The following is a 12,777-nucleotide window of genomic DNA, read 5'->3' as shown; positions in this document are numbered from 1 at the left end:
CCCTACCCGCTTTAAGGAATGTAAATGCGCTGGATCACCCGCCCCGGCTGGCCCGGTAACCTGCTGGCCATGGTGGCCGGCGCGTTGATTACCCTGGCCCTGGCACCGTTCGATATCTGGCCACTGGCAATTGTCGCGCTGGTGGTTTTCTATCTCGGCCTGCGAGACCTCACACCCCGTCAGGCCCTCTGGCGCGGCTGGTCCTACGGGTTTGGCCTGTTCGGCGGCGGCACCAGCTGGATTTACGTCAGCATCCACACCTACGGCGAGGCGCCGGTCTGGCTTGCCGTGTTCCTGATGGTGCTTTTCTGTGCGTCGGTGGCGTTCTTCTTCGCCCTTCCGGCCTGGATCTGGGCCCGCTGGATCCGCCGCAACGAAGCCCCGCTCGCCGATTCACTGGCCTTCGCGGCGCTGTGGTTCGGCCAGGAAATGTTTCGCGGCTGGTTCCTCACCGGTTTCCCCTGGCTCTATTCCGGCTACAGCCAACTGGACGGTCCCCTCAAAGGCCTCGCGCCAGTGGGCGGCATGTGGCTGATCTCCTTCGTGCTCGCGCTGAGCGCCGCTTTGCTGTGCAACTTGCCCCGCTTGCGGACGCGCGCGCCAAAGCTGGCGGCTGGCATCGTGTTGCTGCTGGCACCCTGGGTCGCCGGGCTGGCGCTTAAAAATCACGCCTGGACCGAGCCTTCCGGTCAGCCACTGACCGTCGCGGCCATGCAGGGCAACGTCGAGCAGAGCATGAAGTGGGACCCGGCGGCGCTGAACGCGCAACTCGCGCTGTACCGTGACATGACGTTCACCTCGAAAAAAGCTGACCTGATCATCTGGCCGGAAACAGCGGTGCCTGTTCTGAAGGAGTCGGTCGAAGGTTACCTGTCGGTGATGGGCAAGTTTGCGGCCGACCGGGATTCGGCGCTGATCACCGGCGTGCCGCTGCGTGAGAAAGGCACCCATGGGGAATACCGTTACTACAACGCCATTACCGTCACCGGCGAAGGCGATGGGACTTACCTGAAACAGAAGCTGGTGCCGTTTGGTGAGTACGTGCCGCTGCAGGACCTGTTACGCGGGCTGATCGGTTTTTTCAATCTGCCAATGTCCGACTTTGCCCGCGGGCCGTCCGGGCAAGCGCTGCTGCAGGCGAAGGGCTATGAAATCGCGCCGTTCATTTGTTATGAAGTGGTGTATCCGGAGTTCGCCGCAGGGCTGGCGGCGCAAAGCGATCTGCTGCTGACGGTCAGCAACGATACCTGGTTCGGCACCTCCATCGGCCCGCTGCAGCATTTGCAGATGGCGCAGATGCGCGCACTGGAAGCCGGCCGCTGGATGATCCGCGCCACCAACAACGGCGTCAGCGCGCTGATCGACCCGTTTGGCAAAATCACCACCACCGTGCCGCAATTCGAACGCGCGGTGATGTACGGCGAAGTGACACCGATGCAAAACCTCACGCCGTACCTGCACTGGCGCTCGTGGCCGTTGATTGTTCTGTCGCTGCTGCTGATCGGCTGGGCATTTTTTGCCGGCAGGATGGCGAAGGCGGTGTGAGCCAGTTGCTGGCTCTCTGCAATAGAGGTCACGGCGTCCTGACACAGCACCGTCGCGCAGCGAACGCAACCCTGTGGGAGTGAGCTTGCTCACGAAGAAGGCATTTCAGCCACCGAAAATTTCCGGATGATCGGACCTCTTCGCGAGCAAGCTCGCTCCCACATGGACCGCGCCTGCTGCGCCACCGTGGATCTTCCACGACGCCAAGGCAATTCTGTCACCGGTAAAACAGCCTATATCCCACCAACCCCGCCGCTTCGTTGATCAGTTGCCCGTTCTGCCACACTGCCCTCGCCTCCGGCGTCCAGCCACCGAACGGGCGGGCGTTGTCCACGCTGAGGAATCCCACAGGCGCCGGGACCACGGTGAATCCGGCCTTCTCGAAACTCCAGACCGAACGCGGCATGTGCCACGCCTGGGTCACCACCACCACGCGTTTGATGCCTTGGGGCAATAACATCGCGGCGGTCATGTTGGCGTTTTCCCAGGTCGTGCGGCTTTCACCTTCTTGCCAACGGACACTCACGCCAAAGTCGTCGCGCAGAGAATCGGCCATGATCGCCGCCTCGCTCGGCGGCTCACCGTAATGCAGCCCGCCGGTGGTAAGAATCGGCAAACCGGACGCCTTCGACAGACGCGCGGCGTATCGCATGCGCTCCAGCGCAACGCCCGTCGGGATGTCAGTGCCCCAGCTCGGGTCGTTGCGCTCACGGCCTGACCCTAGAATCACGATCGCGTCTGCCCGCTGCGCCAGCGTTGCCCACTCGCTCTGCGGCAGCGGCGGAATGCGCTCGATACCCTTCGCCGACCACTCCACCACGATTGGCAGACTCATCGCGGCCATCCCGCCAACGCCCATCACAAACAGCACCCGCGCCAACACTGGCCGGCGATTTCTCAACCACCAGGCAAGCACTAATATCAGCAGGAACAGGCCCGGAGGCAGCAGCAGGTTTTTAATGAAGTAACGAAAGGGCATCGGGCATCTCCAAAGATGCCCGAAGCCTAGAAGCAATGACGCTAAGCAGCAATGCTCGATTGGCCGGGGTCAGCCCCCGCAGAAGTTAACGCTTGAAATGTTTGGTGGAACTGTAGCGACTCAACTTTGCCGACACTTTGGCTCGGCGCTGATCCTTGAGCCAGATGACATTGGCGTGGGGATGGGGCGCTCGCATCGGCTCGGAAGGCTCCCGTGAGGTGCTGGAACGTGCCCTCGTGACGATCGGAAAATCTTCTTTGAGAGCGACTTCGGTTCTGCCCAGATAAGCCTCGATCAGCTGAAACTCGGCGTGACTCAAGCCACGCAACTCAAGCTCGGCGGGGGATTCGTTCCGAAGCCGCACCGCTGTTTTTGCCGTGTCCAGAGCCAGGCCCAGACGATCGATCAAACGGTCATACACATCAGGTTGCTCTACTTCATGCTGCAGCTCTGCCATCCGTTCACCTCACTGAAGATAAACACTTACCCCCGTCAGTGAGCTTAGCGCCGCTGCAAAAACCGGCGCGATGCCGCGACCAACGGCGGATGCCGCAGATGCCGAGTCTTGAGCACGCAATCAGGGTTTCCCTCGGCTTGGTAGCCTCATGTATGCTACGGCGCTTCCTGTAAATCCACTTCCGCCCAACCGGGCAGGGATGCATCGCAATGCGGACGGCCTCGTCTGGCATGCGAAGGCCTCCTGATCCGGTCACGCCGAGAAGCGGTCAAGGGTCACTCATTTCAGCCAAAAGTAGCCATGCACGAACTCTACCAGCCCCGCGAAATCGAAGCCGCCGCCCAGACCTTCTGGGACGAGCAAAAGTCTTTTGAAGTCAGTGAACAGCCAGGCAAGGACACCTTTTACTGCCTGTCGATGTTCCCTTACCCCAGCGGCAAGCTACACATGGGTCACGTGCGCAACTACACCATCGGCGACGTGATCGCCCGTTATCAGCGCATGCAGGGCAAGAACGTGCTGCAGCCCATGGGCTGGGACGCATTCGGCATGCCGGCGGAAAACGCCGCGATGAAGAACAACGTCGCCCCTGCCAAGTGGACCTACGAAAACATCGCCTACATGAAGAACCAGCTCAAGAGCCTGGGTCTGGCGATCGACTGGTCCCGCGAAATCACTACCTGCAAACCCGATTACTACCGCTGGGAACAATGGCTGTTTACTCGCCTGTTCGAAAAAGGCGTGATCTACCGCAAGAACGGTACCGTGAACTGGGACCCGGTCGACCAGACCGTCCTGGCCAACGAGCAAGTCATCGACGGGCGCGGATGGCGCTCGGGCGCGGTGATCGAAAAACGCGAAATCCCGATGTACTACTTCAAGATCACCGCCTACGCGGATGAGCTGCTGGAGAGCCTCGACGAGTTGCCGGGCTGGCCTGAACAGGTCAAGACCATGCAGCGCAACTGGATCGGCAAATCCCGCGGCATGGAAGTGCAGTTTCCGTACGACCAGGCGTCCATCGGCGAAGTCGGCACCCTGAAAGTCTTCACCACCCGCCCCGACACATTGATGGGCGCGACCTACGTGGCCGTTGCCGCCGAGCACCCGCTGGCGACTTTGGCTGCGCAGAATAATCCCGAGCTGCAAGCATTTATCAACGAATGCAAAAGCGGCAGCGTTGCCGAAGCCGACGTCGCCACCCAGGAAAAGAAAGGCCTGCCGACCTCGCTGTTCGTCGAGCACCCGCTGACCGGCGAGAAGCTGCCGGTGTGGGTCGCCAACTATGTGCTGATGCATTACGGCGACGGCGCGGTCATGGCGGTTCCTGCCCATGACGAACGTGATTTTGAATTCGCGACCAAGTACAGCCTGCCCATCAAAGCCGTTGTGCGCACCAGTGCGGGCGATGAAACCCCTGCACCGTGGCAGGACGCATACGGCGAGCACGGTCATTTGATCAACTCCGGTGAATTCGACGGCCTGGACTTCGCCGGCGCATTCGACGCCATGGAAGCCGCGCTGCTCAAGAAAGAGCTCGGCAAGTCCCGCACCCAGTTCCGCCTGCGCGACTGGGGCATCAGCCGCCAGCGCTACTGGGGCTGCCCGATCCCGATCATTCACTGCGACACGTGCGGCGACGTGCCTGTCCCGGAAGATCAACTGCCGGTCAAGCTGCCTGAAGACGTGGTACCGGATGGCGCGGGCTCACCGCTGGCGCGCATGCCCGAGTTTTACGAGTGCAGTTGCCCGACCTGCGGCGCACCGGCCAAGCGCGAAACCGACACCATGGACACCTTCGTCGAGTCCTCGTGGTATTTCGCCCGCTACGCCTCGCCTCATTACGAAGGCGGCATGGTCGACCCGAAGGCCGCGAATCACTGGCTACCGGTTGATCAGTACATTGGCGGTATCGAACACGCGATCCTGCACCTGCTGTACGCGCGCTTCTTCCACAAGCTGATGCGCGACGAAGGCCTGGTCAGCTCCAACGAGCCGTTCAAGAACCTGTTGACCCAGGGCATGGTCGTGGCCGAGACGTTCTACCGTCTGGAAGCCAACGGCAGCAAAACCTGGTTCAACCCGGCAGACGTCGAGTTCGAACGCGACAGCAAAGCCAAGATCATCGGCGCCAAGCTGATTGCCGACGGCCAGCCGGTTGAAATCGGCGGCATCGAAAAGATGGCCAAATCGAAGAACAACGGCGTCGACCCTCAGTCGATGATCGACCAGTACGGCGCCGACACCTGCCGCCTGTTCATGATGTTCGCCTCGCCGCCCGACATGAGCCTGGAATGGTCTGACTCTGGTGTGGAAGGCTCGCACCGCTTCCTCAAGCGCGTCTGGCGTCTGGCTCAGGCCCACGTGACGGCGGGCGCTGCAAGCGCACTCGACAAGACCGCGTTGAACGACGACCAGAAGGCCATTCGCCGCTCGATTCACCTGGCCATCAAGCAGGCCGGCCAAGACGTTGGGCAGCATCACAAATTCAACACCGCCATCGCGCAAGTGATGACGCTGATGAACGTGCTGGAAAAAGCGCCGCAGGTTTCGGCTCAGGACCGCGCGCTGTTGCAGGAAGGTCTGGAGACGGTCGCGCTGTTGCTGGCGCCGATCACCCCGCACATCAGCCACGAACTGTGGGCTGCGCTGGGCCACTCCGGTCCGATCATCGACGCCGGCTGGCCTGTGGTCGATGACTCGGCACTGGTGCAGGACACGTTGCAATTGGTGATTCAGGTCAATGGCAAGCTGCGTGGCCACATCGAGATGCCGGCCAGCGCCACCCGCGAAGAAGTCGAGGCTGCCGCACGGATCAACGAAAACGTCCTGCGCTTCATCGACGGCCTGACGATCCGCAAAGTGATCGTGGTGCCGGGCAAACTGGTTAACATCGTCGCCAGCTGACGCAATCGGGCGCCTGCCTGCAGGCGCCGCATCAATTTCAAGAACCCGGGATGCCGGGTTCTAACGGATTCAAGGGAGCAACAAGATGATCAAACGCAATCTGCTGGTAATGGGACTCGCGGTTCTGCTGAGCGCCTGCGGTTTCCAGCTGCGCGGCACCGGCACCAACGCCCTGTCGATCAAGGAACTGGACGTGAGCGCGCGCGATGCTTACGGCGACGTCGTCACCCAGCTGCGTCAGACCCTGACCAGCAGCGGCGTGCACGTCTACACCGGCGCGCAGTACAAGCTGTTCATTGCCCGTGAAGACGAGACCCAGCGCACAGCCAGCTACGCAGGTTCCGGCCGCTCCGCCGAATACGAGCTGACCACCGTGCTGAAGTACGAAATTCACGGCAGCAAAGATGTTCTGCTGCTCGATGACTCCGTGCAGTCGCAGAAAGTCTTCGTCCATGACGGCAACAACCTGATCGGCTCTGACCAGGAAGCCGCGCAGATCCGTAAGGAAATGCAAAGCGACCTCGTGCAAAAAGTGCTGGCCCGTCTGCAGCAACTGACACCTCAGCGCCTCGACGAGCTGCAAGCTAAAGCCGACGCCGCCGCCCGCGCCCAGGCTGACGCCGAAGCCGCTGCTCAACGCATTCGCGACGAGACGCCACAACAGTCGCCTATCGAAATCCCGTCCAAGTGACGGCATCGGGGCCGGTTCGCCGGCCCTGATCATTTCTGACCCATGAAACTCGCCCCCGCCCAGCTTTCCAAACACCTGCAAGGCACCCTTGCGCCCGTCTACATCGTCAGCGGCGATGACCCGCTGCAATGTCAGGAGGCGTGCGACGCCATCCGTGCGGCTGCGCGTCAGCAAGGCTATGACGAGCGTCAGGTGTTCAGCGCCGACTCGAGCTTCGACTGGGGCACCCTGCTCCAGGCGGGCGCAAGCATGTCGCTGTTCGCCGAGCGCAGACTGCTGGAGTTGCGCCTGCCGTCCGGCAAACCCGGCGACAAGGGTGCTGCCGCATTGCTGGAGTACTGCGGCCGTCCTGCCGAGGACACGCTGCTGCTGATCAGCCTGCCCAAGCTCGACGGCTCGGCGCAGAAAACCAAATGGGGCAAGGCGCTGGTCGAAGGGCCACAAACCCAGTTCGTGCAGATCTGGCCGGTGGACGCCAGCCAGTTGCCGCAATGGATTCGTCAGCGCCTGTCACAGGCCGGCCTCGCAGCCACGCCGGACGCCATCGAACTGATCGCCGCGCGGGTGGAAGGCAATTTGCTGGCGGCTGCGCAGGAAATCGAAAAGCTCAAGCTCATGGCCGATGAAGGCCAGATTACGGTCGAGACGGTGCAGGCTGCGGTGGCCGACAGCGCGCGCTTCGATGTCTTCGGGCTGACCGACGCGATCCTCAATGGCGAAGCGGCGCATGCGCTGCGAATGCTCGAAGGCCTGCGCGGCGAGGGCGTCGAACCTCCGGTCATTCTCTGGGCGCTTTCTCGCGAGCTTCGTGTGCTGGCCAATCTGGCGTTGCAGTTCAGTCAGGGCATCCCGCTGGACAAAGCCTTCAGCCAGGCGCGGCCGCCCATCTGGGACAAGCGCAAGCCGTTGATGAGCAAGGCCCTGCAACGCCACTCCGCGCGACGCTGGGGTCAGCTGTTGATGGACGCGCAACACATCGACGCGCAAATCAAAGGCCAGGCGCAAGGCTCGGTCTGGAGCAGCCTGAGTCGACTGACGCTGCTGATGGCAGGGCAACGGTTGGCATTGCCGGCGGAATAAACGGTAACGGTTCGATAGCTCAGGTTAATTGGACAGCGGCGCCGAACTGGCAGAATATCCCCGCTGCTCCATCCCACCACTTGAGCGAGAACGCCATGAGCAAAGCCAAAAAGCGGCCGAACAAGGCCAAATCCATCATCGCCCAGCCACTGTTCCGCAGCCGTCAGGAACAACCCGGCAAAGGCAAAGGCAGTTACCGCCGCGAAGCCTTCCAGTCTAAAAGCTGGGAGGCTTCTTCCGTTAGGGCGGCTTGAAAACTTCAGGTTACTGACTGACGCCCCACCAGCAGGGCCGGCATGTTAAGGTCTGCACCTTCCGGTTTAGCCCTGTGGACCCCAGAATGCCCCCAAGCTTTCCCCGTCGCTGGCACCTTCGCCAGTTGATCGCCGCCTCCAGCCTCTTTGCGCTGGTTGCCTGTGCCGAGCAGCCTACCGCTGCCGTTGCCACCCCGCTCCAGGCCGCACCCGCGGCGCAAGTCCTCAAAAGTCTGCCCGCGCCCTCAGGCGCTGTTGCGCAGCCTGACGACGGCAACTTTGAAATACAGCCCGCAATGACTTTCAGTGAGTGGCAGAGCCAATTCCGTACTCTGGCGCTGAACGCCGGTGTGCGCCCGGAGGTGTTCGATAACGCCTTTGCTGGCATCACGCCCGACATGAGCGTGGTCAAGGCCGATCGCAGTCAGCCGGAATTCAGTCGCCCGGTGTGGGAATACCTCGACGGCGCCATGTCTGCCGTGCGCGTGCGCAAGGGTCAGGCCCTGCTCAACCAATACGCCGACGCGCTGAGCGCCATCGAGCAGCGTTATGGCGTTGATCGGCAGGCACTGGTCGCCGTGTGGGGCATGGAGAGCAGCTTCGGCCAGTTCCAGGGCACTCAGTCGGTGATTCGCTCACTGGCGACGCTGGCCTACGAGGGACGCCGACCACAGTTCGCCCAGGACCAGTTGATTGCCGCCCTGCAGATCATTCAGCACGGCGATATCGATGCGCCGAGCATGCTCGGCTCGTGGGCCGGCGCCATGGGCCAGACGCAGTTCATTCCGACGACCTACAACACCCACGCAGTGGACTTCGACGGCGACGGGCGCCGTGATATCTGGAACTCTCCCAGCGATGCGCTCGCTTCCACTGCACATTACCTGCAAAGCTCCGGCTGGCAGAAAGGCCAGCCTTGGGGCTTCGAAGTGCAATTGGCTCAAGGTTTCGATTACGCACTGGCCGACGCTTCAACCCGTAAACCCATTAGCGAATGGCAACAGCTGGGGCTGAAGCTGCCGAACGGTTCTGCGCTGCCGGCCAACGTGCTGCAGCAGCAAGCCGCCTTACTGCTGCCCGCAGGCTACAAAGGTCCTGCGTTTCTGGTGATGGATAACTTCCGCGCCATCCTCAAGTACAACAACTCGTCGTCCTATGCACTGGCCATCGGCTTGCTGTCCGAGCGCTTCAATGGCGGCGGTTATGTGCAGGGCAGCTGGCCGCGCGGCGATCGCCCGTTGAGCCGCTCCGAGCGCATTGAGTTGCAGACGCTGCTGTCGGCCCGACAGTACGACGCAGGCGCGCCGGACGGGATCATCGGCGCCAACACGCGTAAGGCGATTCGCAGCGCGCAGCAATCCTTTGGCTGGCCGGCGGACGGGTATCCGACCCAGGAGTTACTGCAGCAGTTGCGCCAGCCGTAACTGCGCAGAATCAAACGCAACACAACAAAACGGGCCGGATATTTCTATCCGGCCCGTTTTTTTTGCATTTACGACGCTGTGATCAGCCTGCTGTAAGCAATGACTTGACCAGCTTGGCTTGTTCGTCCGCGTGGTACGAGGAGCGGACCAGCGGGCCGGAGGCGACGTTCTTGAAGCCCATTTTGTAGCCTTCTTCGGCGAACCAGTCGAAGACGTCCGGGTGCACGAAGCGCTGCACCGGCAAATGGTTGCGCGACGGTTGCAGGTACTGGCCCAGGGTCAGCATGTCGATGTTGTGCTCGCGCATGCGCTGCATGACTTCGATGACTTCTTCGTCAGTCTCGCCCAGCCCCAGCATCAGCCCGGATTTGGTCGGCACGTGGGGGACCATTTCCTTGAAGCGCTTGAGCAAGGTCAACGACCACTGGTAATCCGAACCCGGGCGCGCAGCCTTGTACAGGCGCGGCACGGTTTCGAGGTTGTGGTTGAAGACGTCTGGCGGCGTCGCGGCGGTGATTTCCAGCGCGATGTCCATGCGGCCACGGTAATCCGGGACCAGCGTCTCCAGCTGCACGTTTGGCGACAGCAGGCGAATCTCGCGGATGCAGTCGGCAAAGTGCTGAGCACCGCCGTCGCGCAGGTCGTCACGGTCAACGGAGGTGATCACGACGTATTTGAGTTTCAGGTCAGCGATGGCGACGGCCAGGTTCTTCGGCTCATCGGTGTCCAGCGCTTTCGGACGTCCATGACCGACGTCGCAGAATGGGCAGCGACGGGTGCAGATGTCACCCATGATCATGAAGGTCGCGGTGCCGCCAGAGAAGCACTCGCCCAGGTTCGGGCAAGATGCCTCTTCGCACACGCTGTGCAGCTTGTGCTTGCGCAGCAGCGCTTTGATACGGTCGACTTCCGGCGAGACCGGGATGCGCACGCGAATCCAGTCCGGCTTCTTCGGCAGATCGACCGTCGGGATGATCTTCACCGGGATGCGCGCGACTTTTTCCGCGCCGCGCAGCTTCACGCCCGCCTCCACTTTCGGACGGGCCACACGCTCAGGCGTGGCCACGCTCACTGTCGGGATCAGGGTCTGTACGGCATTCTCTGTATTCACGACAGTGTCAGCTGCCTCATACGCGGTAGTCATATCAATCCATTCCGCCCGTTAGGGTCGTCTGCTCAGCGTAGTCGAGGTGGTTGACGAGCTGCGCACGCAGCCGGGCACTAACCTCGGCAAATTCAATCGGACCTGCCTGTTCGCGCAGCTGGGTCATCGCCAGCCCCGCATACCCGCAGGGATTAATCCGTTTAAAAGGGTCCAGATCCATATCGACGTTCAACGCAAGGCCGTGAAACGAACAGCCATTGCGGATGCGCAGCCCCAGTGAGGCGATCTTGGCGCTATCGACGTACACACCCGGCGCGTCAGCCTTGGCGGCTGCGTCTACGCCGTAACTGGCCAGCAGGTCGATCAGGCTGTGCTCGATCCGCGTGACCAGGTCGCGAACGCCAAAGCCCAGACGGCGCACGTCCAGCAGCAAGTAAGCGACCAGTTGGCCGGGGCCATGATAAGTCACTTGGCCGCCGCGATCGACCTGTACCACCGGGATATCCCCCGGCAGCAACAAATGCTCGGGCTTGCCAGACTGGCCCTGAGTGAACACGGGCGGATGCTGCACAAGCCAGACCTCATCGGCGGTGTCGCGGTCGCGACCATCGGTAAAGCGTTTCATGGCCTGCCAGGTGGGCTCGTAGTCGGTCAGCCCGAGTTCACGAAAGCCCAGAACCGCGCCCATCACAGCACCATGTGCACGAAGCCGGTGGCCCGCAATTCGCTGTTGATGTCGTAAAGCTGGTCTTGCCCGGTGGCAATGATATGCAGCTGAACGGTGGTGTATTTGCCGTTGCTGCTCTGGCGCTCGGCCAGGGTTTTCATGTCAACAGTCGCGTGTTTCTCAAGAATCTCAATGACTCTGTCTTTGAAGCCCACGCCCGTGTCGCCGATGATCTTGATCGGATAGTCGGCGCAGGGAAATTCGATTTTTGGCGCTTTTACTTCGGAATCTGTCATGGCAGTAACGGCCTCGTAAGCCGGAAAACGGACAGGCCCCCGGCGCGATCAGCGACGGGGGCGTACGGAGCAACGGTCAGCTTTGATCATTCGTTGATCAGTTGAACAGACCGTAGAAGAACAAGCGGATGCTATCCCACAGGCGGCGGAAGATGCCACCCTCCTCGACGGCGTCGAGGGCGATCAGGTTGGCGCTGTGCACGACCTTGTCGTCCAGCTTGACCTCAACCTTGCCGATAACGTCGCCTTTGGCGATCGGAGCAACCAGCTGTGGATTCATGGTCATGCTGGCGGCCAGCTTCTTCAGCTCACCTTTAGGCATGGTCATGGTCAGGTCTTCTGCCAGACCGGCTTTGACTTGACGCTCGGTGCCCTTCCAGACCGGCGCTTGAGCCAGCTCGGTGCCTTTCTGATAGAAGGTCTGGGTTTCGAAGAAGCGGAAACCGTAGGTCAGCAGCTTCTGGGTTTCGGCAGCACGCGCTTGCTCGCTGTTGGTGCCGAACACCACGGCAATCAGACGCATGCCATCACGGACGGCCGAGGACACCATGCAGTAGCCGGCTTCCTCGGTGTGACCGGTTTTCAGACCGTCGACGGTCTTGTCACGCCACAGCAGCAGGTTGCGGTTTGGCTGCTTGATGCCGTTCCAGAAGAACTCTTTCTGCGAGTAGATCGCGTAGTGAGCCGGGTCTTCGTGGATGATCGCGCGGGCCAGCAGGGCCATGTCATGGGCGGTGGCGTAGTGATCAGGATTCGGCAGGCCTGTCGGGTTCATGAAGTGGCTGTTGACCATGCCCAGGTCGGCAGCGGTCTTGTTCATCAGGTCGGCGAAGGCGTCTTCGCTGCCGGCGATGTGCTCGGAAAGCGCAACGCTGGCGTCGTTACCCGACTGAATGATGATGCCGTGCAGCAGGTCGCTGACGGTGACCTGGCTGCCCACCTTGATGAACATCCGCGAGCCGCCGGTGCGCCAGGCGTTTTCGCTGACGGTCACAGGGTCGTTTTCGCCGATCTGGCCGCGACGGATTTCCAGCGTGGCGATGTAGGCGGTCATCAGCTTGGTCAGACTGGCCGGTGGCAGGCGCTGGTCGCCATTGTTTTCGACCAGAACATTGCCGCTGTTGGCGTCCATCAGCACATAAGCCTTGGCAGCCAGTTGCGGTGGCGATGGCGTCATCTGTTCTGCCGCAAACACGGCAGGCGCGGTGAATAGCGGGATAAGCAGGCAAAGGCGTTTTGCAAAGCTGGTGATGTTCATCCGTCTCTCGAAAATGCTAATGGGCAAACATGCCCTTGCGGGCAAAGCGGGTGCCGGGCTACCCCGGCAAACGGGCTCACATTCTACAGAACATGCCGTGAAAAGCTGCTGACA

At 61.5% G+C, this 12,777-nt stretch carries 12 protein-coding genes; 6 read left to right on the top strand and 6 right to left on the bottom strand.

The features are described 5' to 3' along the window. Positions 1 to 24 precede the first annotated feature (24 nt). Positions 25 to 1,545, top strand: a complete 1,521-nt coding sequence (lnt, locus tag AC3ISG_RS02895) for an apolipoprotein N-acyltransferase (protein ID WP_122536901.1) — start codon at positions 25 to 27, stop codon at positions 1,543 to 1,545. A 217-nt stretch (positions 1,546 to 1,762) separates the two neighbouring features. On the opposite strand, the gene AC3ISG_RS02890 is transcribed toward lnt, so the two are convergent. Beyond that, a complete protein-coding gene (locus AC3ISG_RS02890; RefSeq protein ID WP_122624010.1) occupies positions 1,763 to 2,524 on the bottom strand; it encodes a YdcF family protein in 762 nt (253 codons plus the stop codon). An 85-nt stretch (positions 2,525 to 2,609) separates the two neighbouring features. Next, on the bottom strand, positions 2,610 to 2,981 hold the full coding sequence (locus AC3ISG_RS02885) for a hypothetical protein (RefSeq protein WP_122536898.1): 372 nt from the start codon (positions 2,979 to 2,981) through the stop codon (positions 2,610 to 2,612). Positions 2,982 to 3,281: 300 nt separating this feature from the next. Here AC3ISG_RS02885 and leuS point away from each other — a divergent pair, with 300 nt between their 5' ends. From leuS to AC3ISG_RS02860, 5 genes are all read left to right on the top strand, one after another. After that, positions 3,282 to 5,888, top strand: coding sequence for a leucine--tRNA ligase (leuS, locus tag AC3ISG_RS02880; protein ID WP_489298462.1), 2,607 nt, complete (start codon positions 3,282 to 3,284; stop codon positions 5,886 to 5,888). Between the two features lie 85 nt (positions 5,889 to 5,973). After that, positions 5,974 to 6,579 carry an LPS-assembly lipoprotein LptE gene (locus AC3ISG_RS02875; protein WP_346627664.1) on the top strand — a complete coding sequence of 202 codons (606 nt, stop codon included), beginning with the start codon at positions 5,974 to 5,976 and terminating at the stop codon, positions 6,577 to 6,579. 42 nt (positions 6,580 to 6,621) lie between these two features. Continuing rightward, positions 6,622 to 7,659 (top strand): DNA polymerase III subunit delta, encoded by a 1,038-nt coding sequence (holA, locus tag AC3ISG_RS02870; RefSeq protein WP_172609817.1) that lies wholly within the window; start codon positions 6,622 to 6,624, stop codon positions 7,657 to 7,659. Between the two features lie 95 nt (positions 7,660 to 7,754). Further along, the gene (gene arfA, locus AC3ISG_RS02865; RefSeq protein WP_122536894.1) at positions 7,755 to 7,913 is read left to right on the top strand and encodes an alternative ribosome rescue factor ArfA; all 159 of its coding nucleotides are present in this window, start codon (positions 7,755 to 7,757) and stop codon (positions 7,911 to 7,913) included. 86 nt (positions 7,914 to 7,999) lie between these two features. Then, positions 8,000 to 9,337, top strand: coding sequence for a lytic murein transglycosylase (locus AC3ISG_RS02860; protein ID WP_489298461.1), 1,338 nt, complete (start codon positions 8,000 to 8,002; stop codon positions 9,335 to 9,337). A gap of 82 nt (positions 9,338 to 9,419) precedes the next feature. On the opposite strand, the gene lipA is transcribed toward AC3ISG_RS02860, so the two are convergent. The 4 genes from lipA to AC3ISG_RS02840 all read right to left on the bottom strand — a co-directional run bounded on the left by lipA (position 9,420) and on the right by AC3ISG_RS02840 (position 12,663). Beyond that, on the bottom strand, positions 9,420 to 10,481 hold the full coding sequence (gene lipA / locus AC3ISG_RS02855; protein ID WP_122536892.1) for a lipoyl synthase: 1,062 nt from the start codon (positions 10,479 to 10,481) through the stop codon (positions 9,420 to 9,422). Between the two features lies 1 nt (position 10,482). Next, positions 10,483 to 11,130: a lipoyl(octanoyl) transferase LipB gene (gene lipB / locus AC3ISG_RS02850; protein WP_122536891.1), complete on the bottom strand. Its 648-nt coding sequence runs from the start codon at positions 11,128 to 11,130 to the stop codon at positions 10,483 to 10,485. Further along, positions 11,130 to 11,405 (bottom strand): DUF493 domain-containing protein, encoded by a 276-nt coding sequence (locus tag AC3ISG_RS02845; RefSeq protein ID WP_122536890.1) that lies wholly within the window; start codon positions 11,403 to 11,405, stop codon positions 11,130 to 11,132. Before AC3ISG_RS02845 ends, lipB begins: the two co-directional genes overlap by 1 nt. Positions 11,406 to 11,502: 97 nt before the next feature. After that, positions 11,503 to 12,663, bottom strand: a complete 1,161-nt coding sequence (locus tag AC3ISG_RS02840) for a D-alanyl-D-alanine carboxypeptidase family protein (RefSeq protein ID WP_122536889.1) — start codon at positions 12,661 to 12,663, stop codon at positions 11,503 to 11,505. Between the last annotated feature and the right edge of the window lie 114 nt (positions 12,664 to 12,777).

The organism is Pseudomonas sp. GL_135, from assembly GCF_057834665.1.
The sequence above is the reverse complement of the archived record's forward strand: the minus strand, read 5'-3'. Positions and strand labels throughout refer to the sequence as shown.